At 59.0% G+C, this 19,648-nt stretch carries 20 protein-coding genes; 11 read left to right on the forward strand and 9 right to left on the reverse strand.

Going from position 1 to position 19,648, the window contains the following annotated elements:
- Nucleotides 1-338: 338 nt before the first annotated feature.
- From FIV42_RS15625 to FIV42_RS15630, 3 genes are read right to left on the reverse strand one after another with little or no spacing between them, the layout of a single operon-like run.
- Nucleotides 339-833: a hypothetical protein gene (locus tag FIV42_RS15625; RefSeq protein WP_141198598.1), complete on the reverse strand. Its 495-nt coding sequence runs from the start codon at nucleotides 831-833 to the stop codon at nucleotides 339-341.
- Nucleotides 830-988: a hypothetical protein gene (locus FIV42_RS30160; protein WP_168210682.1), complete on the reverse strand. Its 159-nt coding sequence runs from the start codon at nucleotides 986-988 to the stop codon at nucleotides 830-832. The genes FIV42_RS15625 and FIV42_RS30160 overlap by 4 nt, the downstream gene beginning before the upstream one ends.
- Before the next feature lie 27 nt (nucleotides 989-1,015).
- Complete coding sequence (locus tag FIV42_RS15630) at nucleotides 1,016-1,258, reverse strand: excalibur calcium-binding domain-containing protein (RefSeq protein WP_141198599.1); 243 nt, start codon at nucleotides 1,256-1,258, stop codon at nucleotides 1,016-1,018.
- A gap of 120 nt (nucleotides 1,259-1,378) precedes the next feature.
- Here FIV42_RS15630 and FIV42_RS15635 point away from each other — a divergent pair, with 120 nt between their 5' ends.
- Nucleotides 1,379-1,762, forward strand: coding sequence for a UvrD-helicase domain-containing protein (locus tag FIV42_RS15635; protein WP_168210683.1), 384 nt, complete (start codon nucleotides 1,379-1,381; stop codon nucleotides 1,760-1,762).
- Here FIV42_RS15635 and FIV42_RS15645 read toward each other — a convergent pair.
- A complete protein-coding gene (locus FIV42_RS15645) occupies nucleotides 1,759-2,124 on the reverse strand; it encodes a 5-methylcytosine restriction system specificity protein McrC (RefSeq protein WP_141198600.1) in 366 nt (121 codons plus the stop codon). The two genes, FIV42_RS15635 and FIV42_RS15645, sit on opposite strands and share 4 nt — an antisense overlap.
- Before the next feature lie 176 nt (nucleotides 2,125-2,300).
- Here FIV42_RS15645 and FIV42_RS15650 point away from each other — a divergent pair, with 176 nt between their 5' ends.
- The 3 genes from FIV42_RS15650 to FIV42_RS15660 all read left to right on the forward strand — a co-directional run bounded on the left by FIV42_RS15650 (nucleotide 2,301) and on the right by FIV42_RS15660 (nucleotide 3,598).
- Entirely contained in the window at nucleotides 2,301-2,555 is a 255-nt protein-coding gene (locus FIV42_RS15650) for a hypothetical protein (protein ID WP_141198601.1), read from the forward strand.
- Nucleotides 2,556-2,659: 104 nt separating this feature from the next.
- Nucleotides 2,660-3,013: a hypothetical protein gene (locus tag FIV42_RS15655; protein WP_141198602.1), complete on the forward strand. Its 354-nt coding sequence runs from the start codon at nucleotides 2,660-2,662 to the stop codon at nucleotides 3,011-3,013.
- Between the two features lie 222 nt (nucleotides 3,014-3,235).
- Complete coding sequence (locus tag FIV42_RS15660) at nucleotides 3,236-3,598, forward strand: hypothetical protein (protein WP_141198603.1); 363 nt, start codon at nucleotides 3,236-3,238, stop codon at nucleotides 3,596-3,598.
- On the opposite strand, the gene FIV42_RS15665 is transcribed toward FIV42_RS15660, so the two are convergent.
- Both FIV42_RS15665 and FIV42_RS15670 read right to left on the reverse strand, forming a co-directional pair.
- Nucleotides 3,579-4,574 (reverse strand): IS3 family transposase, encoded by a 996-nt coding sequence (locus FIV42_RS15665; protein WP_141196617.1) that lies wholly within the window; start codon nucleotides 4,572-4,574, stop codon nucleotides 3,579-3,581. The genes FIV42_RS15660 and FIV42_RS15665 overlap by 20 nt on opposite strands.
- A complete protein-coding gene (locus FIV42_RS15670) occupies nucleotides 4,571-5,101 on the reverse strand; it encodes a transposase (protein WP_141196618.1) in 531 nt (176 codons plus the stop codon). Before FIV42_RS15670 ends, FIV42_RS15665 begins: the two co-directional genes overlap by 4 nt.
- A 422-nt stretch (nucleotides 5,102-5,523) precedes the next feature.
- Between FIV42_RS15670 and FIV42_RS15675 the strand changes: the two genes are divergently transcribed.
- The 3 genes from FIV42_RS15675 (at nucleotide 5,524) to FIV42_RS15685 (ending at nucleotide 10,461) form a co-directional block, all read left to right on the forward strand.
- Complete coding sequence (locus FIV42_RS15675; RefSeq protein ID WP_141198604.1) at nucleotides 5,524-6,444, forward strand: HamA C-terminal domain-containing protein; 921 nt, start codon at nucleotides 5,524-5,526, stop codon at nucleotides 6,442-6,444.
- A gap of 298 nt (nucleotides 6,445-6,742) precedes the next feature.
- Nucleotides 6,743-9,007: a DEAD/DEAH box helicase gene (locus FIV42_RS15680; protein WP_168210684.1), complete on the forward strand. Its 2,265-nt coding sequence runs from the start codon at nucleotides 6,743-6,745 to the stop codon at nucleotides 9,005-9,007.
- A 107-nt stretch (nucleotides 9,008-9,114) separates the two neighbouring features.
- Entirely contained in the window at nucleotides 9,115-10,461 is a 1,347-nt protein-coding gene (locus FIV42_RS15685) for a serine/threonine-protein kinase (RefSeq protein ID WP_168210685.1), read from the forward strand.
- Between the two features lie 1,023 nt (nucleotides 10,462-11,484).
- Here FIV42_RS15685 and FIV42_RS15690 read toward each other — a convergent pair.
- Nucleotides 11,485-12,351 (reverse strand): hypothetical protein, encoded by an 867-nt coding sequence (locus tag FIV42_RS15690; RefSeq protein WP_141198607.1) that lies wholly within the window; start codon nucleotides 12,349-12,351, stop codon nucleotides 11,485-11,487.
- Nucleotides 12,352-12,651: 300 nt separating this feature from the next.
- Nucleotides 12,652-14,358, reverse strand: coding sequence for a class I SAM-dependent methyltransferase (locus FIV42_RS15695; RefSeq protein ID WP_141198608.1), 1,707 nt, complete (start codon nucleotides 14,356-14,358; stop codon nucleotides 12,652-12,654).
- 154 nt (nucleotides 14,359-14,512) lie between these two features.
- Here FIV42_RS15695 and FIV42_RS15700 point away from each other — a divergent pair, with 154 nt between their 5' ends.
- The 3 genes from FIV42_RS15700 (at nucleotide 14,513) to FIV42_RS15710 (ending at nucleotide 16,099) form a co-directional block, all read left to right on the forward strand.
- A complete protein-coding gene (locus tag FIV42_RS15700) occupies nucleotides 14,513-14,713 on the forward strand; it encodes a hypothetical protein (RefSeq protein ID WP_141198609.1) in 201 nt (66 codons plus the stop codon).
- Between the two features lie 181 nt (nucleotides 14,714-14,894).
- Nucleotides 14,895-15,854, forward strand: coding sequence for a hypothetical protein (locus tag FIV42_RS15705; RefSeq protein WP_141198610.1), 960 nt, complete (start codon nucleotides 14,895-14,897; stop codon nucleotides 15,852-15,854).
- A gap of 11 nt (nucleotides 15,855-15,865) precedes the next feature.
- Nucleotides 15,866-16,099 carry a PGN_0703 family putative restriction endonuclease gene (locus tag FIV42_RS15710; protein ID WP_141198611.1) on the forward strand — a complete coding sequence of 78 codons (234 nt, stop codon included), beginning with the start codon at nucleotides 15,866-15,868 and terminating at the stop codon, nucleotides 16,097-16,099.
- Nucleotides 16,100-16,531: 432 nt separating this feature from the next.
- Here FIV42_RS15710 and FIV42_RS15715 read toward each other — a convergent pair whose 3' ends face one another.
- Nucleotides 16,532-16,894 carry a VOC family protein gene (locus FIV42_RS15715; RefSeq protein ID WP_141198612.1) on the reverse strand — a complete coding sequence of 121 codons (363 nt, stop codon included), beginning with the start codon at nucleotides 16,892-16,894 and terminating at the stop codon, nucleotides 16,532-16,534.
- Nucleotides 16,895-17,345: 451 nt separating this feature from the next.
- Here FIV42_RS15715 and FIV42_RS15720 point away from each other — a divergent pair, with 451 nt between their 5' ends.
- Nucleotides 17,346-19,634, forward strand: coding sequence for a polymorphic toxin-type HINT domain-containing protein (locus FIV42_RS15720; protein ID WP_168210686.1), 2,289 nt, complete (start codon nucleotides 17,346-17,348; stop codon nucleotides 19,632-19,634).
- The last annotated feature ends 14 nt before the right edge of the window (nucleotides 19,635-19,648 follow it).

A 19,648-nucleotide genomic window follows, 5' to 3' on the forward strand; every position in this document is an offset into this window, starting at 1 on the left:
GATTGAACGCATGGTGCCGTATCTTCGGAGGCGCTGCAAGACAAAATGTCAGACAAGTGACGCGATTGGCGGGTCGCGGCGGCTCCGGCCTCACCGAAGCGTGTCCCCGGCTCGCGAGCAGGCCATCTAGGGCAGTAACGCCCGCGATTAGCGGCGAGGGCAGACGACGACCTCGCAAAGGCGATTAGAGTGCGGCGAGTTGGGGCGTTCGGGTGGCCGGGAGTGTGCGTATCGACCGCCTCGCCAGGCGACGATTCTCCAGAGAGGCGGCACTCTAATCGCCTTTCCGCGCCCGCCTTTCAGGGAGCCCCTCGTAGCGGGCAGCATGTTGCTGGAAGTCAGTCGTCTCGCGAGTCCCGAGCGTTTGCGAAGGCACCAATCGAGGGCAGCCGCGATAGTGAGGCCTCGGGGATATTCCAGACGAATTGGTCCACGTGACGCTCCCCGTCGCAAAGGTAGTAGCCGTGCCAGGTAAGCCGAGCACCGCAGAATCGCGGGTAGAGCTGCGCCAGTGGGACTCGAAGCAGAGGCTCGAGGAAGCCCCACAACGGTGAGTCGGTGATAGGTCGCGGGCCGCCGGTCATCGAATTAACAATCATGAGGAAATCGCTCAACGCGTCGGTGCGGGCAATGAGCTCGACAGACTCGCTGAATGGCGCGATGAGTGTCATCGCGTCCTCCCACGAGCGGACCACATATTTCCCGTCGGGTCGCATGATCTCCAGCTCGAGGGAAACGCTGCTCGACCCGTCGTAGTCTTCCCGTGCGATCTCCGAGTGTAAGGCCAGCGACAAGTTCTCGCCGGTTACCGTCACAGAGGATGACAGGCTCATAGGCTCTCCTGGGCGCGTCGGGTGCTTGTAATCCCCTGCTGCGCTTCTAAGCCGACTGCGCCAGCGTCGAAATGATGGGCGACCTCACGAACGGAGCCAGTCTCGAACGGCTTGCCGAGCAGGGGCTCGTCATCATCGACTCGAAAAATGCGCATCGGTTCTCTCCCGACAGTGCAGCTGGGTTAGTCACACAACGCCTCGCACGGCACCCCATCCTTGTCACGGTCGAGCTTATGTACGTCACTCTCACAGGCCTCGAAAACCCGCATCACCTGGGTGCACGAGCTGAAGTCCCCGCAGTTGTAGGCGTCATAGGAGCAGACGACCTCGTCGTCGGATTTGTCGTCCTGCGCACTGGCAGCAGGGGCCAGGGTGAGGGAGCAGAGCGAGAGGATGCTGCAGGTTACGAGAAAGCTAATGCGCATGGCGAAACCCAGTGTCGGTGGCGGATGTGCTCAGCGTAGCCGCGCGGCCGGCGGCGATGCAAGAGCGGTGGGGCGACGAGCATCAGCATCCCTTGCGGCCTCTCCCCTCCGTGTCGAGAGTTGTTCGGAGGTGAAACGGCCTCCCCGTTTAGATCACCGACTCTCACCGAGCGCTGCTACCTCGATTACTCGCGCATCCAGCACGACGCGGTGAAGGCGCTCGACGACCCCGACGACCCCATCAGGCTGCACGCCCAAAAGCTTCTGGCCGACCGCATCCGGTACGTCATTGTCGACGAGTACCAGGCCGTCAACCCGCTGCATGAGGCCCTGATTCGCCGCCTCTACGGACTCGGGACGAACATCTGCGAGGTTGTCGACGAAGCGAGGCTGCGAGAGCTGTGGAAGACTGCGCGCGTCGTCAGTCGCACAACGATTCGCAGGGAATCTCGTCGTTATCACCGTCCAACCGGTGCACGTCGGTCCCGCAGGCGTCGAAGCTAGGGAAACCGAAGCGCCCGCTCGAGTACCTTGTCGCCAGCTACAACATCCATCGGCACGGCCGCGAGTACCACATCCAGGCGCCTCTGCCCCACCGGCACCTCCGCCCGATGCGCCACCCGCTCGCGCTCGTCGAGCGAGGCCCACGTCTCGCGCCTGCAGGGGTATATCAAACACGTCGTCACGTGCTTGGCCTCCGACAGATTCGCATAGGCGAGCACCTGCAAGATGTCGTTTCGATGGGCGTCGCGCACGTAGTCGCGCACCGAGTGCCACCCGTACAGGTCGAGCTCCTCCCAGTGCGATTTGTACTTCGCGTCGAGGATGATCGTGCGCTCGCCCTGCTCGATGACGACGTCGGGCACGAGGCTTCTTTGCGAGCCGACGTACGACGGCTCCTAATCAATCGTCATACGAGCGCAGTGCGTTTGACGCGCCTTCACGTATCGGCCACTCTCCGGCTGTAGCAATCACAGCAAGCAATCACAACAACTGGGGGGAGCCGCGCGCTCCCGTCGAACCTTTTCGAAAGGAGTCCATCGTGAGTCAGCAACAAGCAGGTTCCGCACAGCGTCAACAAGCCGGGCGAGCGCAGCATCATGAGCGAAAGCGCCTCCAGGAAGTCGTCGTCGCCGACGTCGACATCTCGTTTGGCAACATGGTCATGCTCCTCATCAAGCTCGCGTTCGCCTCGATCCCTGCGGCGATCATCATCTGGGTCGTAATGCTCGTCTTCGGCCTCATCGCGGCGAGCGTGCTCGGCGTCGGCGGCGCGATGTTGGGCGCGGCCGGCTAACTCCGAAGAAGGCGGCCTGATGGGGCCGCCTCGGCACGGCCTCGCCGAGTGTTCACACGCATCACGACCTAATCACTCTCCTGCCACCTAGATGAGAGCCATTTATGACTGAAGACACCTCGATGAGAATTGTCCATCACAGCTGCGCGATTGATTTTCAAGGAGAGCCGGCCGCTGGTCTCAGCAAGCCATACACGACAGTTTTGAGCGGGACGATTTTGGTCTGTGGGCTGCTCGTAGTCGCGGGGCTCTTTGTCGGTGACGTCGAGCCCTTGGCTTTCCTGGCACCGACGGTGTCGTTCACGTTTGTCGCGGCCGTGCTCGCCTTCGAGACGCGCGAAGGATTCCTCGAGCAGACTGCGCAGGGCTCCGACCTCCTGCTTTCAAAGAAGGTCTTGCTCTCCGTACTCGCGGCGCTCGTGTTCCTCGCGGCGAGTGTCTCGTTGGCGGTTTCGTAGCCAACGCATATCTCGAGGCTCCCTGGCAGACGCCTCGCCCGGACTGACGCCGGCTCGGCGCTAGCGCAAGGTGTCGCAGTCGAGCCTCTTCGGCGTCAGTCCGTCCAAACGCCATGGATTTGTCGACATTCGTCAACACCCTTTGCATAATCTCACGTCGGTGCTACACTCCCTTCAACTTCAAACTGAATAAAACTTCGTGTCGTGAGGGGAGCAAGCAGTATGCGCAGTCAGGCAGTCACGCAGCGAATGGCCTCGCAGGCTGAACTCGCGAATTCCCACTTCGACGCCGTGCAGATCCACTGCGTCTACATTCCGGACGAGTCGCTCCTCATGTGGGATGATAAGTCCACCGAGAGCGTCGACACCTTCCCGAACGCGCACCTCCAGCAGTTCAATCGCTCTATCCGCGCCTCCGTCGAACAGTGCGTGACTCACTTCACAGCCCTCTTTGCCGACGTCGATCCTGAGGTCCAGGAGAACCGCTTGCGACTCAAGTGCGAGTCACAGCAGGGGGCTGACCTGTGCGCGGTATGTGTCAAGATAGTTGTCGCGTCTGAATTATCTACGTCTCTTGTAAATTGAGCGGCGCAAGCCGCACCTCTTCGGGGCGCGTCCATCCTCGCGGCCTTCGACTCCAGCGTGCGGGATTCTTTTGGCGCGCCTGTTCATAGAGCTTTTGGCGTCTTTGTAGCAGCTCGACGTCTTCGCCCGCGTGGCGCTGCTCGGGGGTCACCCAGCCGATCCCGCTGTGATAGTGCTCGGTGTTGTACCAGCGGACAAACGCCTCGACCCACTCAGACCATTCATGCACGCCGTCGAGCGGCTTTTTGGGGTAGCCAGGCCGGTATTTGAGCGTGCGAAAGCTCGATTCGCAGTGAGGGTTGTCGTTGGAGACGCCCGGGCGGCTAAACGAAGCGGCCACCTCCAGGCGCTCCAGCGTCGCCAGAAGCGTCGAGCCCTTCATCGCAGCCCCGTTGTCGGCGTGGATGCAAAGTCCGCTCGCCTCGACCTGTTCGGCGAGGATCGTCTTTTCAATGAGGCGGCTCGACAGCTCCATCGATTCTTGGTCTTCGACGCTAAAGCCGACGATCTTGCGGCTGAACAAGTCCATGATCCAGTAAAGGTAGACAAACCGGCCGCGTACCTGGGTGGGCAAGTATGTGATATCCCACACCCAGACCTGGCCGGGGCTGGCGGCCACTAATTCGGGCTTCGGCCTGGGCTTCGGCGGCCGGCTTGGCTGGCGGTGGGTCATCATCTTCTCTTCGCGCAACACGCGGTAAAATGTCGACTCGCTGGCGACATACTCGCCCCGGTCGGCCAGGCTGCATACGATCTGCCGGGGGCTCACATCACAGAATTCACGACCTGTGGCGATGGCGACCACCTGTGCTCGCTCCTCGTCGGTGAGCGCGTGCGCACACCGACTGTGGGGTCCCTGGCGAGCGTCCTCGGCCTGCGGGTCTTTTCGCCACCGCTGTATGGTGCGCTCGCTGATGCCCAGGGTCCGACAGGCCTGGGCCTGACGCGCGCCGTGGGAGACCGCCTCTGCGATCATGTCGAGGATGACTTGTCGCTCTTGCCGATCATGGGAGCGTCCTCGTCCCCCCACAACCGGCGCGCCTTTTTTGAGAGCACCAACAAGGCGGCCGTCTCGGCCAGCGCGGCCTCCTTTCGGCGAAGCTCGCTTTCGAGTTCGCGCTTGTCCCGTTGGGCCTGGCGCAGCTTCTGGGTGGCCTCCTTCTTGGCCCTGGTGCGTCCATCAAGCCCCTCGTACATCTGCGCTCTCCAGCGTCGAAGGTCGCTTGTATGCACTCCTTCCTCGCGCAGGAAAGCGCCAAACTCCTTGCCCTCGAGCGCCTCGGCGGCCATCACAAGACGCAGCTTTTCGGCCGAAGAGCGTCTCTCGGGTGCCGACTCTGGCTTTGCCTCAGCACGCAAGGCACCATCGAGCGCCGCCTTTCTCCACCGCCAAAGCGTCGTCTTGCCCACGCCGCTCAGCTCGGCCAGGCTCTCCGGGCTGATCTTTTCGTCGAGCATCCGTCGAACAAGACGCTCTTTTAGCTCTTTAGGATATGGACTCATCTCGGATCTCCTTGTTGCCCCTTCGTTCCATGAAACTAACAATCGAAGAGGCGACAACTATCCTGACACCTGGGGTGCGTGGTGACCCCCGAGAACCTGAAGTGGGTGGCGGAGAATTGGCAGGGGGTGACGAAAAAGGAGGAGTTCAACCTGGCTGTGTTTGATCAGCAGGAGTTGCTCGGAAGGAAGCGGTTGGAGCAGGTGATGAGGGGTTGATGTGAGGATTTCGCGTCTTCCCGTAGGAGTAAAGTCACTAAGAGGTGGCTAACCTGAGTGCCAACTAATGGCGTGCGCGCCTGCTCATCTTCGGCTGATAAACTTGTTCTGAGCTAGCCGCGGGAACCGGTTTTTAAAAGTTGAATTAAAGTTTGGTTGTGATTTTCGTGGGTACTTCTAATCAGTGTAGCAGGACGGTGGTACGAGTGAGCCTGTCGGAACAAATCGATGTGGATTTCGAGCAGCTTAGAGTTCAGTTTGATGCTTTTATGGATACGCTGTACGTCGTGCGGGACCATTTTAATATACCTCCAGAAAAGGACCACGTCGCGACGTGCATCTCCTATGCTGACCTTCAGGAAATGCGCGAGGAGTTTGTTGTAGAGTTGGTTAACTGCATCGAGGACTTTGTGTATTCGAAGGCTAAGCAAACGGAAATGCTGGCACTCTTTGAAAAAAAACGAAGTGAGCGAGCTGCATCGAGGCACCTGTTCCGGCACTGCGTGAAGAAATTCCGCGTCAGCAGCGTAAAGGGGCAGTTTTCAGAATTATTACTGAGCAACTTAATACAGTACTTCTTTAAAGCGGTTCCGCTTCTGAGAAAAATGAAAATCACCACGAACCCGGAGCTTGAGCGCAACGGAGCAGACGCCATCCATATTGGCCGACGTGGTGACAAGTTTATTCTGTATATTGGTGAGGCGAAAACGTACGACCGAAAGTCGGGAGGCTTACGAGACGCGCTTACTGATGCTGTTGGCGACTTGATTCAACATCATTACAAGAATCACAGGCGAGAGCTCGACTTGTATGTTTACGATGAGTTTCTTCCGCCAGAATTGGAAGCGGTTGCACAAGGCTATCAGAGCGGCGAGGCTACGAATATCGAGGTGCACCTCGTCTGCATAGTGACCTACGATGAGAAAAACTCTTGGAATGGCGCAACTCGGCAAGAGATTCTTGACTCGGTGATTGATTCGATTTGGAGCCAAACTCAGCGGGCGAAGTCTTGGAAAGTGTTTGAGTCCATTCCGACTAATCTTATCCCGCGGATTAACTATATCCTGTTTCCCGTTCAAGAGATGGACGATCTGTTGAACATGTTTAAGCAGGAGTTGGGGGTATAGGATGCTTTCAAGCCAAGAGCGCATGTTGTTGACTTCAGTTTGTGAGTACGACTTGGCCTACGTGGGTTCACATGTTTGTAGTATACCTCAAGACCTTCATCCTTTACCTGACGCCTTAGCTACCAGGGCCTTGAATCTGGCTGAGCGTCTCTCCCGTCGGGCAGTAACCGACGAGCTACGAAGAGCTTGCCTTCTTATTTGTGGCCTCATCTGGGAACATCGCCAGAGCCATTGGACCGCTGTCCCATCCTTTCTCGTACAGGTCCTCAGCCGCCTCGGCCTCTCCCCGAGTAGCCAGATGGTGGACGACGGCTATGACCCAGTCGAAGGGACTTTTTCATCTCTAGGCAGTCTCTTTGCTGAAGTCGACGTAGGACGGCGATTGTTGCAGCATGAAGTGCGTGTGGCTGGACGGCAAAATATTACCCTTTCGTCCTTCCAACGTCGATTGTGGAAGGCTATTGATGATTATGATCGTGTAGGGGTGTCTGCGCCGACGTCAGCAGGTAAGTCATTTGTACTCGCTCACAAGATTGTTGATCTAGCTTGTTCAAATGGCGGCGATATCGTGTACATCGTCCCTACCCTTAGTCTGATAAGTCAAGTTACGAGAGATATTAAGGATGTCATTCGTCGTAATGATGTGAAAGGGTTGAATGTATACCAGACGGTATCAGATCGTTTGCGTGCGCGTGGGGATAGGAGCGTTTTCGTACTCACCCAAGAGCGTGCACAGTCGGCTCTTCTCCGAGAAGAAGCATTCAAAAATCTGTTTCTTTTGGTTGTTGATGAGGTGCAGAACGTTGAGCGAATCGCAAATCAAGGTGATGAGCGTGCGCGAGTCTTGCTGGATGTGGTTCGGGATGTTGACAGCAAGTTTTCACCGCAAAAGGCAGTTGTGTGCGGTCCCCTGTTGAAAAACATCGGTGAGCTTTCCAAAAGCCTATTGGGCGAAGGAGCCAGGACAGTGAGCGAAAATCTACCGCCGGTGGTGAACCTGACATATTCGTTTACTTCGAGGCGCGGCGGAAAGGTGTTCTTGCGCCAACACTGTCCAATTCACAATGCTCCCTTGGAGGTTGAACTTCCGGAAGGTGCGGTTCCGAAGAGTATTTTCGGTAAGCAATATTATAAAGAACCGCTTTTTGATCTTTTGACGCAGGTAATAGAAGGGATAGGAAAGGATGCTGGCAACCTCGTGTTTTCTCCGACAACGAATCAAGCTAGACGGACTGCATGCGCTCTGGAGGCACGCAATCATGATACTGTGAGTAATGAACCTCTGTTGACTGATCTGAGAGCATACATTGCAGAGACTGTGCATCCGAATTACAGTTTAGCTAAAACGGTCGAGAGCCGAATCGGCTACCATCACGGGAAGATGCCGAGGCACGTTCGTATGGCAGTGGAAGACGCTTTTTCGGCGGGAGCGTTAACAACGGTGGCGTGCACTACAACACTATTGCAAGGGGTGAACCTGCCAGCAAAAAATTTGATTGTGAGAAACCCGCACTTGTTTCTTCAACGACGTAGCGATCGAGACAATGTGTCTCTAAGTTCTTACGAGTTTTCAAACTTGCGTGGCAGGACAGGGCGCTTGATGAAAGACTTTGTGGGGCGCGCGATTGTCCTAGATGAGACCCTCTTTCAAGAACAGGGCTTAGAGCTATCCAAGGATGCTAAGAAGGATGTGAACAGTAGCTACGAGGAACGCTTTCAAGCGCAACGCAAGAGTGTGTTAGATGTTTTGCTGGACGGCGAACCCATATCACGTGACGTCGACGGTGCTGACTTGGCGATATACATTCGCCAGGCCGTACTTCGTGATGGCGAAGAGGGGAGAGAGCGTCTTGCTACAGTCGGGATCCGACTGAGCGACTTAGAATATACGGCTGTAAGGAAGTCGCTCGCTCAACTTGGTGTTGCTCGGGACGTGTGCAAACAGTTTAGGTATTGGGATCCATTTGTGCTTGACATGTTATACCGAGCTAATGCTCAAGGACGGCTAGAGGAACTTCCGAAGTCGCCACTAAGCGACGACTTTTTTCAGTCCTTGTTGAGGCTCATCCAACAACTGGAGCACGAGGCTCCCTCACGGTTTAACCGTCACCTTGGCAGCGCCTCAGGTAAGTTCTTGAGGGCCCTCGCAGTCACTGCACGCGACTGGGCTTCGGAGAAGCCGTGGGCAGAACTGATTGACTGGGCAGATAAAGGTTTGGAGCTGAATGAAGATTCGATTGAGCAGAAGGTTCAAATGGTTTTGAAATATGTGTCTCATGAACTGCCTAAGTTATTGGGGCCAATATCGTATATGCAGGACCCCGATAATCCCTTGCTGAGTTGCTTGGAATTCGGGGCGTTTCGTCCGGTGACACGCCGGTTAATTGAATACGGCCTCCCCAGAGAGACGGCCGTACGCATTTCGATGAACATATCGAGTGAGGCGCTCTTGGATGTTGACCAAGACGTGAGTGACGAAAGAGGGCTTCGGATGGCCACAAAGCAAGTCGCTAGCGCGCTTTTCCAATGGGAGCAGTTACAGATAAGTTCACTTCTCGATTGATGGGGTTGAACGTTTTCGAGGCAAGCAGCATCGAGTGCCTGCACCCTTTGCCGAGCCTGCGTCAGGGGTCATGATGGCTACTAAGGATGCAAACGGAGGAGGTTCTTATGGCGGGCAGACGTGACGCGTATCGCTTGGAATCAAAACCGCTTAGCACGGGGGGGCAAGCGGAGATTTTTCGTGCGGAGGTTAAGAAAACAGGGGAGCAAGTTGCTCTCAAGCGATTTTTTCGTGGAGCATCAAGAGAGCGGAGCCGTCGGGAAATCGATGTACTCCAGAACTTCGACCATCCAAATATTATAAAGGTGCTCGACTTCGATTCTGATGATTACAACTGGTACGTGATGCCCTTGGCTGATGGTTCGCTGGCAAAAATCGGCCCGAATCTCGATCCTCGATATGAACTCGTGGATCTTACTCAAGATTTACTTGACGGCTTAGAGGCCGCCCATTCAGTGGGGGTGGTTCATCGCGATCTCAATCCGCGGAATATCCTAAGGTTTACAGAAGATGCGGGTCCGCGGTGGGTTGTTGCGGACTGGGGGCTGGTACGACGCCCGCTGGGCCAAACAACGGTGCAGGAAACTAAACCGAACGGTACGTTCGGAACCGAGGGCTTCAGTGCGCCTGAATCATATAAGGACGCTCATAATCTAGATCAACGGGCGGATATCTACGCACTGGGTCGTGTGATTGCGTGGGCGCTGACAGCTGAGTGGCCCGTCCCTAATATAGCCGTCGAAGTGACCGGCCCTTGGCAAGAGTTTGTATCGCAAACCACGGCCCTGGCTCGTGAGGAGCGACCAGCTACCGTTGAAGAGGTTCGCGGCCTTCTTCGGCTAGTACAGCAAAAGCTGGATGAGCCACGCGAGAGTAGCTCAACGCAGTGGGAGCAGGTGGAGTGGGACGATGCCTGGATTCCGAGTGCGGAGGTCCATTTGCGCCCTGACGCGTGGGAGGTTCTGGAGGAGGTCGCGGGCTCGATTTGTAAGCGTTTCGAGTGCGAGAAGTCTACGCTGTTCCCGTATGCGCGACTTGCTCCAGGCGGAGCGGTACATCTCTTGCTTCAACGGGCGGAAACGCAGACGTACGAGGGCGTTGAGTTCACAGCTGGTGAGTGGTTTCGAGTCGCTGAGGGAGCGCTAAGCCCACTTGGACCGCAGGTTCTTTTCGAGTTAGGTAATCTTCTCGGCGAGGAGAGAGTCGATTGTATCTTCCGCCAGCGCGTCAAAGAGATCCCAGCGAAAGCTGGTGTACTAGATGGGTGGTCAATCATTGTCGGTGCCTTCTCAAAGTCAAATGAGGGGGCTGTGAGGACGCTGTTTCGATGTTTGACGTTGAGCGAAGCTAAACAGGTCAATCACTGGTGCAGTCAGAATGGCATCCGTCTCCCCATCGACGACATTCGAAACTTCTCAATGAATGAAGAGGCGGTCGAGCTCGACATCGACTGACGCTTAGGTGCAGAAAACCACCGCCGTTGAGTCACAGCAACGCGCGGCGCGTGCTAGGGTGGGGGGGCATTTGTGCGGACAGTTTACGAATGAACTACGCGGATCCTCGCTGACCTGGCAGCATCTAGAGCGCATTGCGTTTCAAGAAGAACGTTATACACCCTGCCCACGACGCAATCTGCTGGTCCCCGCGCATCCGCCAAATCTGCCGGCCCATCGCCCCATTCAACTCACCCGTCGACCCCATCGACCGACACCTCCGCCCCCCGGCAACGTCGCTGAAATCATCCAATTATGCCCGCTCCCACCGCTATTACATGCGCGGCTGTGCCTCCTCGGAAGCACACGCCTCACCGAGCTGTGCAGATGCCAGAGATGCACTGCTCGGGGGCGACGCAGCGGGGAACACGAGCAGCACGAGGAGTAGCGATAGGGCCTTGCGAAGCGTTGTCGTCATGATCTGGACAACGCAGAATCGCTCAGCGCACGAGCTCTATCGTCACCACTTCAACTCGACCTTCTCCCCGAACGACCGGACTCACCGTCGGCGCAACTCCTTCGACTCCACGAACGACCACGGTCGTGTCGCTCGAGACCCACCCTTTGGCCGGATCGAGCGCGGTCGTTGCGATTTTTAATGCACCCTCAGCACGAACGACCGCGGTCGTTCTTTCCATGGGTCCCCCCTCGAGACATAACGACCGCGGTCGTTCGCACTCGAGGGTGGGCCCTCAGCGCGAACGACCGCGGTCGTTATGTGCGAGGGATACTCCTCGACGGGGACGAGCGCGGTCGTGGGCGGCGAAGGTGGACCGTCGAGGGCGTACGAGCGCGGTCGTGGGCGGCGAAGGTGGACCGTCGAGGGAGGACGAGCGTGGTCGATTGGGCTGGAGGTGGACCGGCGGTGTGGGCGACCGCGGTCGTCGGCGGAGCGGGTGAGGTTGCTCGGCCGACGAGCGCGGTCGTAATGCGTGAAGGTGCAGGGGAGATTGCGACGACCGCGCTCGTTTGGGTTGAAAGGGATCAGGCCTCGACGGGGTCGTCCTCGGTCGGCGGGTCGACCGGGTCGGCGTCTGTGTCGGTGTCGATATCCGTGTCGGTGTCGGCGACCGGCGGCTCGACCGGCTGGCCGCTGTCGGGGTCGAGGACCTCGCCGGTGTTCGGGTCGACGTTGGGGATGGTGCCGTTTCGCTTCATGTGCGCGGCGATGCGCTCTTGCTGGTCGACGACCTGGGCGAGCAGCGCCGAGCGGACCTCGGGCTGGGGGCGGTAGTCGGCCAGGATGGTCACCAGCACGTGGTCGAAGTCCTCGCGCGCGATGTGCTCGGCGGCGCGGACCTCGTCGAAGGTGACCTCGTCGCGCTGGCGCACGTCGAGGTCCTCGGCGAACTGCTCGACCAGGTCGCGCAGCTGGTCGATGAGCACGACCATGCCGCACTCGACGATGTGGTCGGCGAACTCGTCGTCGATGCGCTGGAGCATCACCTCGAGGGCGGCGAGCTGGTCCTCGTAGCTCAGGCCGCTCAGGGGGCGCACGCCGTTGGGAAAGAAGACGCTTTTGAGCTCGCGGGCCATCTGCTGGCGCCTGGGGCGCCGGCCGTTTCGGCTCAGCGCGCCCAGGTGTTTGTCGGTCGCGGTGAGCGTCTTGTCGATGGTGTTGTCGGTCTCGCTGGCGCCGCCGCGGCCCTTGGTGACCTGGCGCTCCTGCACGTTCCAGTTGAAGCGCATGCCGTTGGCCTTTTGGGCCGAGGCCAACGCCGTGTCGATACGCGCCTGCAGCGTCGGGTTGGGCTGCGGCAGGTTGGGCATCTGTCGGATGATATCCTTCAGGCAGAACACCATGCTGCCGATGGACATCTGGTACATTTCAGAAAAGGGCGCAATCTGCATCGTCGTCTCCTGGTGAAGGCCCCCAGGCTTGGAGCACCATAGGGGCACAGAGCAGTTGTACGTGGCACCAATGGATGAGATTGGCTGTCTCGTACAAACTCGCGCCCGCCCATTGGGCTAGACACGCACACACACCGAGAAGCAATCGGTCGCTGCTGCCGGGGGCCGCCACTGTGTCCCCCAGCGTCGTTTTAGATGTTGTGCGTCGCAGAATAGCAGAAGGGGGGAGGGGAGGGAAGAGGGGATGGGGCGTCGAGACGACCTCGCCCCGAGCATTCGTGCGGCGCATGCACCAAGCACCTACCCAGCCCACGACGCAATCTGCTGGTCGCGGCGCATCCGGCGAATCTGCCGGTCCATCGCCCCGTAGATGACCTCCAGGTCGACGCCATCCGCCGACAAATTCGTCCCGGGCAGTGACGCGTCCGCCTCGCACACGAACGTGTCGCGAAGCTGCGGCGCGCCGTCCAGATACGCCCGCTCCCACCACCCTACAATCCGCGGCCGCGCCACCTCGAGCAGGTCGGGCGCCGGCAGCTTGTCGCCCTTCTTCTGGTTCGCCGTGACCGTCGCCGGCAGCAGGTTCCACAGCGAGTTGTTGAACCAGCGGCTGTAGGGGATGCAGTGGTCGATCTCGCACTGGTCGCGGCGCTTGATGGGGCGGCCGGTCCACACGCCGTCGATGGGTCCGCTGCGGGTCAGCTCGGTGACGATGCCCGCGACTTGCTTGGTATCGCGCGGGTCCTCGCCGGCCCAGGCGAGCGCGGCGGCGTAGTCGTCGACGGTGTGGGGGGCGTTGCCGTCGATGCCGCGCATCATGCGGGTCCATTCGTCGAGCACCGTGGGCTCGATCCACACCCAGAAGCGCGCCATCGCGTGGAAGATGTGGGCGGGGACGATGACCTCGCCGAAGCTCTCGAGGTAGGCGGGGGTGAGCTCGACGGCGCGGGCCGTGCTCGACAGGCGCTCGTTGGCGTACCGAAAGATGGGGACGTCGCTCTCGAGGTAGGTGATGTGGCGCAAGGGGCCGCTCGAGCCGAGCGACTTGCGGATCTTTTTGAGCGTCGTGTGCAGCAGTTGGGCGCGGTCGCCGGTGAACTTCGCGCCGAAGCGCAGGTCGTAGAGCGAGAGCTGTTGGGCCAGGTCTTCGACCTCGCCGCGGAAGGCGGCCTGGGTGCCCTGGTGGCGGTGCTGGGCCATGCCGCGGGTGATGGGCTCCCAGTAGTTCTTGAGCCAGAACAGACACACCAGCCCCATCGGCACGCGTACGGTGCCGTCGTCGCGGATCTCGACCAGGCCGCGGGCGCCGGCGGCGATGCGAAGCAGGGTGCGCAAAAGCCCGAGCTTGTAGGTGGCGGTCTTGGCGTCGTTGACGATGATGTTTCGAAGGATCGGCAGCGCCTCGGTGCCGTCGTCGGTCGACTGGAACACCAGCGTCGACCAGTTGACGTCCTCGCGGCCGAGCACGTCGTCGGACGCATGGGTCATGACGACCTCGAGCCCGTGGTCTTGGGCGCGGCCGGCGAGCTCGTCGGGGTCGACGCGGTACAGCGTGCGCCGGCCCGAGAAGCCGACGCTTCGGGTGGTGATGACGATCTTGCCGCCCGGGTTGAGCAGCCCGGCGAGCTTTCGCATGGCGCGGTCGCGCTCCTCGGGGCGAAGGTGCATCCACACGGCGCTCAGCAAGATGAGGTCGTAGTGGTCGCCGAGCTCGTAGACCTTTTGCAGGGCGGGCAGCGAGTCGGCGACCCAGTGGATGCTCTTGTCGGGGTGAAGCGTCTGGGCGCGCTCGCGAAGCCGGTCCGCGGGCTCGACGGCGACGACGTCGTGGCCGCGAGCAGCAAGCGCGGCCGCATCGCGCCCGGAGCCTGCCCCCACGTCGAGCACCTGGGCTCGGTGCTTGGGTAGATGCTCGACAATCTTATCGTGGACCGTCTCGAAGCTGACGCTCTCGTAGCGCTCGGCGAGCTCTTCGGCCAGGGCGTTGTAGTAGTGTACGTCGTCCATTGGGTGGGCCCCCGGTGTTCGTTGACTTGCCGTCCAACTCTAGCCTAGGGAGCCTCGGGCGCAAAGGGGAACGCTTGTGTGGGCGAGTGCGCCCACTTTCGGTACGGTAGCCGGAAGAGCAGTTCTCTTCTCAAGCAGTTTTGGAGGTGAATCGATGGGGGCTAGGCAACTCGACTCGAAGCTACTGGCAGCGTTCACGTCCGATTTCTTCGGCTACGGCAACCTCGCCGCCGACTCCACCGTCGACATCGTCGAGTTCGGCCGTCGCGCCGGCATCGACGAAGACCTTCCAATGTGTTGCTTCCGACGGCGTGGGGTGTGCCGTCGGCGTATTTTGGGGAGTGTGGGCGGATGATCGCTGGCCCCTTTTCATCAAGCACAAGCCAGTGGTAGAGTCACTGCAACTTACCTCGCGATAAATTCTTTAGATGGCGGGGGGATCGAGTTTCCAGTGAATGTGACGGCGCGCGTGCGCGGCCGACGCATGGCCGGCCCCGTCCTTTGTTGGCGCGTTACGGGAATCGAAGGTGTTGCAGATGTACGAAGAGAATAATCTCGAATCGGGCTACTGGTTGCGCTCGGTGGTAGATCTGGTTGGCGACTTCATCAAGACCTATACCTTTTGGGCGGCGGTGGTGTGTGGCGTCACCTTCGTTACAGTCGTGGGCCGAGTCGGCAGTTCAGAGCCGACGGATCAGATGGCGACGGTTTTGAGCTTCTCCTTTTTGGGCGCGATCGGCTTCTTCTCGTTCGCGTCGTTCTCGATTTATCGCCGTAAGAACGCCATGATTCACAATCTGTTGGCGGACGCCATTGCCCCGTTGGCCGTCCTCGTCGATCCGCTCGAAGGCTCCACGTACCAGTTCGAACTCCTCACCGGTGACTCTTATGAGAAGCTTGTCGAGCGCGCCGAAGACATGGTCGTGCTGCGTCGCAAGCTGCGATTGACCCAAGAGAAAGATGTGGGTCGGTCGGCCGAGGAGCTCGAGGCTCAGCAAGACTTGATCGAGCTTTACGAGAAGAAGCTCGATCGCGGCATGGCCGAGTTGCAGCGATTGAGCGACACGTATCATGTCCCCGACGTTCGCCTCGACCTGCGCGTGCGCCTCAAAAATCCGGACGAGTACCGCGTCGCGAACGTTCAGAATGTCGTCGTGGGCTTTGGCGCCAAGCCGGCTTTTTGGGTGCTCGAGCAGCAAGGGCTCTTCGACGCCAACGGAAACCAACTCCAGTTCCCGCTGAGCCTCGAGCCCGGGGCGGCGATTCTGGGGACTTACCGATGCAAGCTTCGCAAGGCCGGCAAGATCACTCCGGACAAGATGGCGAGGTATCTCGAAGAGCGCAAAGACACCTCGGTGCCAGTCCAGGTCGCGGTCCTGAGCGACGACACCTTCGGCGGCGTGTCCAAGTCTACCCTCGAGCACCACATCTCGCTCGGCCCGCTCAAAGACACGTTCACCGAGCACTGGCGAGCGTCGAAGTTCTACAATACTTGAGGGTGTAGCCCATGACCTTCGATGCACTCCTCGAGCGCTACCACGCCCTCGAAAACGTCGATGCCCGTAGCTTCCAGCCGCGCATCTTCAACAACCTGCTGTCGAGCCAGCCACTTTGCTTCAACCTGTTCGGGGAGCTGCAGCAGAACCTCGAGCTCGCTACCGAGGTGTTTCGCACGCTTGCGGAAGGGCGCATGAACGACGCAGCCCGGGCTTCAATGCCACTCGAACGAACAGGTCGATAGAAGGCGACCACAACTTTATTTGCGGAGGCTATGCCAATGGCGCCACAACGATGCAAGAAATGTGATGGCATCATCGCGGGGAAGACCAACGCGTGTGCGAAGTGCGGATACCATCAAGGGACCGCGCTCGTAAGCTTCGTACGCGGGCTGATCGTGGTGGTGGTCGTGGTGGCCTTGGTCGGATTTCTGGCGGGCGCGTTGTTCGGACGGTGAAACGCTACGGCCACTGGGGCTGCCACGTCGTCGATGCCCTGAAGGTGCTGCACTCTATTTCTCGACGGTAAGAGAGAGCAGGCCCTGCAGAACAGTCACGCCAGCTACTAGGGGCGAGGTTGGACAACGACCTCGCAAAACGGCGATTGGAGTGCAGGGACTCAGGGCGTTTGGGTGGCTGGGAGCGCGCTCGGAGCTTGGGGCTAAGGCTACGTTGGTTCATGTTTGTGGCCAACGCGGGTCGTCGAAGCGTTGAATCTCGATGAGGTAGCCGTCCGGATCGCGAACGAAGGCCTGGTAGATCTGGAAGCGCTCGTTGGCTTTGGGTCCCGATTCGATTTCCACGCCGGCCTCTTCGAGCTGCGCGCAGAAGGCGTCGACGTCGTCGCGCACCAGCGTCACGATGATGCCGTTGGGCGCCGGTCCGTCCTTGTGGTCGCAAAATCCCAGAAAGGCATCTTCGCCGACGCGATAGATGTGGCACGCGCCCTGGTCGAGCACCATCTCGAGGCCCAGATGATTGCCGTAAAAATCGTCGGTGCGTGTCAGGTCGTCGACCTGAAGAAACGTGATCTGCTGCATATGTCCTCCGCGATTCTTGTAAGTTGTACGGTCTCAGAGTGGGAGGTTAAGCGGCGCAAATCCATCGGTAAAGATGCGCTAACACGAGCTTTGAGTAGGGGGAGGTCAATAAAATGACTTTCGACCGCCTCACCAAGACGACGTCAGCTTGCGTCCGTGCCATATCCGTGGGGTGAATAGCCGAAATGCCCATTGAATGCGGCTCGTCGGGGAATGTAGTTCTCTTACGCTGCGTACCGACTTCCACTGGTATGGCGGTATGTTCGCTGGACGCACCCAAGATTGGACACTCTCGACATCTCGAGACCCTCTCGAGCAGGTGCTAGATGTGGACGGGCTGGGGCGCCCGGTCGGCTGGCAATATTCAGTCGTAGACGTGAGTTCCCACGGCACTGCCTGGGGTGATGCATATTGTGGTGGCACGTGGTCCGCGTCCCATTGTTCAGCACCGATGCTCGATATTGAGGTCGTTCGCGATCCTCTCGGACGTATCGGCAGCTTGAAGTGGCGTTTCGGCCATCCGATGTTCCAACTGGACGGAACTATTCGTCCAGATAGTGAACACGCACAGCCGTGGCGCGGTTACAAGTACAACAAGAAGGGGTACCTGAGCGGCGTGTGGGAGCAGAATGGTCTGAGCGAGGTTGTCGACACGTCGGGTGTCTTGGATCACCAAGCTTTCAGTAGCGTGATCGATCAAGCTGCTGCGGCGCATAACAGCGCTGCAAGTTCGGGAGCCGAAGCCGAACTTTGGAACTATAATCGTGAGACGAGGGTCGGCGGTCTCTTGTCCATCACGAGCGCTTCGACGAGTCAACCTCGCTGGGCCGTAGGAAACGCGAGGCTCAGCGGCCACCGCCTCGACACAGTTGAGATCGACCAGGGTACTTATCAGACCGAACATGATGGGTTTGGACGGGTTACTAAAGGAGTGGAGAAGGAGTTCCACTTTGACGAGCGTGGTCGATTAATCGGGGTGTCTGACTCGAACAATAGTCTGCTCGAAGCCTATGCCTATGACGCTTCTGGGCGGTTGGCTCAGATTATCACGCCAGGCGGCAATGAGACGGACGTTGCATATTTTGACAATCAGATAGCAGCGCTCATCGATGAGTCTGGCAACGACGCTACCGAATTCGGTTGGGGCGTGCACCTCGATCAACTCATTGAGTTGCGTAGAGTGGATCTGGGAACGTCGTCGGAAACGGACCACTTGGTGCCCTTGGCTGACCACCGCAATTCTGTCGTCGGCGTTTGGGATGCCAACGCCGAAAAGATGCGCCAGATCTATCAGTACGACGCTGACGGCCGGCTTACCACCCGGAACGAAAACGAGTTCGCAACCTGCACCGAGGTCGGGACGACGTCGACTTGTTCTAACGAGGGCATGCCGATGCTCTTCGCTAGCCAACTGCGCTCGGAGGTCACCGGTCTATCTTATATGCGCAACCGCTGGTATTCGGCAAAGTTGGGGCAGTTTATCTCACCCGACCCTGCGGGGTATGTAGACGCATACAACCTCTACGCCTACGCAGGATTTGACCCAATTAACTATTGGGATCCGTGGGGCCTCGCCAAGCAGGGACACGCCGATGGCGCGCCGACGAACCCCTTTCGCGACCTCGGGCTTGGAACTGGAATTGGTGATCGTATCCGCGAACGCCCGAACCTCGACTTTGGAAGCGGCGAAGGACCAATGCTCACCGAAGCGCAACGTCGAGGACTACAGGCGACAATAGCTGTCGCCGAATTCGTTGCCACTGAGTCCGTCGGCGTGCTCATTGGTGGGCCGCTCGACAATCTCGCCATAGGCGCCGGGAAGCTCCTGCTGAAGGTCCCCGGCGTGAAAGCTGGCCTGCGCGGTGCAGGAAACGTCGCGCGCCGCGGCGGAAGGAAGCTGCTCGATGCAGGAGGTAAGCTCGGAAACAAAGGCAAACAGAAGCTCGCAGAGCTCGTCAATCGGCGGAGAGGAGGCTCGCCTTGCAGCTTTGTCGAAGGCACGGTCGTCGAGATGTGCGACGGCACGCTGATGTCAATCGATGACATCGAGGTTGGCGACGAGGTCCTCGCCAGAGACGCCGAGACCGGGGAATTTGCCTGCAAAGCGGTCGAAAAGACCTACGTTGACCATGAGCGGCCAATCATCGAGCTCGAGTTTGAGGGGCCTGACGGCGCCTACGAGCTCTTCGAGGTGACCGACAACCACCCATTCTGGGTGCGCAATCGAGGATGGACGCGTGTAGACGAACTGGCGCCAGGCGACGAAGTCTTCACCTCCGCCGGCGGCTGGTTGAAGGTGAGCGGTGCGACCTGGACGACGCGCACCTCCACCGTCTACAACTTTGCGGTCGAGGAATTTCGATCGTATTTTGTGGGTGGGGTCGGCGCGTGGGTTCATAATTGTGACTGGAATGACGAGATATTTAGACTCGGACCAGGAGATCCTCCGTCCCGCATTGAGGGGCCTTGGACAAAAAATGATTTAAAACAAGGAGCGCTAGGAGTTTCACCCAGAGGCCTTGGAAAGCCAGATCTTCATCATGCTGATCAAATGCCCGGCTCAGCCATTCACGAGGTGCGTCCTGGCAATCATCGAAACAACCCGGCGCTACACCGGAATAAGTTTAATCAAGGTGTTACTGCGGAAATGAGGAAGGAAGATCGACAGCTTCATTGGTGGTATCGGGCGCGAGAGATGGGTCTCGACCAAGTACTTCCAGACTGGGTATATAAAGAGTGAAAGCGGGTTTCATG

Source organism: Persicimonas caeni (assembly GCF_006517175.1).
Lineage (GTDB): Bacteria > Myxococcota_A > Bradymonadia > Bradymonadales > Bradymonadaceae > Persicimonas > Persicimonas caeni.

Bases quoted from the DNA above. Each gene is read 5' to 3' on its own strand.
- FIV42_RS15660 (WP_141198603.1), top strand. From the start codon at position 3,236: ATGCGCAGTCAGGCAGTCACGCAGCGAATGGCCTCGCAGGCTGAACTC.
- FIV42_RS15720 (WP_168210686.1), top strand. From the start codon at position 17,346: ATGCTCGATATTGAGGTCGTTCGCGATCCTCTCGGACGTATCGGCAGC.
- FIV42_RS15690 (WP_141198607.1), bottom strand. From the start codon at position 12,351: ATGCAGATTGCGCCCTTTTCTGAAATGTACCAGATGTCCATCGGCAGC.
- FIV42_RS15655 (WP_141198602.1), top strand. From the start codon at position 2,660: ATGACTGAAGACACCTCGATGAGAATTGTCCATCACAGCTGCGCGATT.
- FIV42_RS15710 (WP_141198611.1), top strand. From the start codon at position 15,866: ATGACCTTCGATGCACTCCTCGAGCGCTACCACGCCCTCGAAAACGTC.
- FIV42_RS15700 (WP_141198609.1), top strand. From the start codon at position 14,513: ATGGGGGCTAGGCAACTCGACTCGAAGCTACTGGCAGCGTTCACGTCC.
- FIV42_RS30160 (WP_168210682.1), bottom strand. From the start codon at position 988: ATGCGCATTTTTCGAGTCGATGATGACGAGCCCCTGCTCGGCAAGCCG.
- FIV42_RS15680 (WP_168210684.1), top strand. From the start codon at position 6,743: ATGGTGGACGACGGCTATGACCCAGTCGAAGGGACTTTTTCATCTCTA.
- FIV42_RS15625 (WP_141198598.1), bottom strand. From the start codon at position 833: ATGAGCCTGTCATCCTCTGTGACGGTAACCGGCGAGAACTTGTCGCTG.
- FIV42_RS15670 (WP_141196618.1), bottom strand. From the start codon at position 5,101: ATGAGTCCATATCCTAAAGAGCTAAAAGAGCGTCTTGTTCGACGGATG.
- FIV42_RS15630 (WP_141198599.1), bottom strand. From the start codon at position 1,258: ATGCGCATTAGCTTTCTCGTAACCTGCAGCATCCTCTCGCTCTGCTCC.
- FIV42_RS15705 (WP_141198610.1), top strand. From the start codon at position 14,895: ATGTACGAAGAGAATAATCTCGAATCGGGCTACTGGTTGCGCTCGGTG.
- FIV42_RS15665 (WP_141196617.1), bottom strand. From the start codon at position 4,574: ATGATCGCAGAGGCGGTCTCCCACGGCGCGCGTCAGGCCCAGGCCTGT.
- FIV42_RS15695 (WP_141198608.1), bottom strand. From the start codon at position 14,358: ATGGACGACGTACACTACTACAACGCCCTGGCCGAAGAGCTCGCCGAG.
- FIV42_RS15685 (WP_168210685.1), top strand. From the start codon at position 9,115: ATGGCGGGCAGACGTGACGCGTATCGCTTGGAATCAAAACCGCTTAGC.
- FIV42_RS15715 (WP_141198612.1), bottom strand. From the start codon at position 16,894: ATGCAGCAGATCACGTTTCTTCAGGTCGACGACCTGACACGCACCGAC.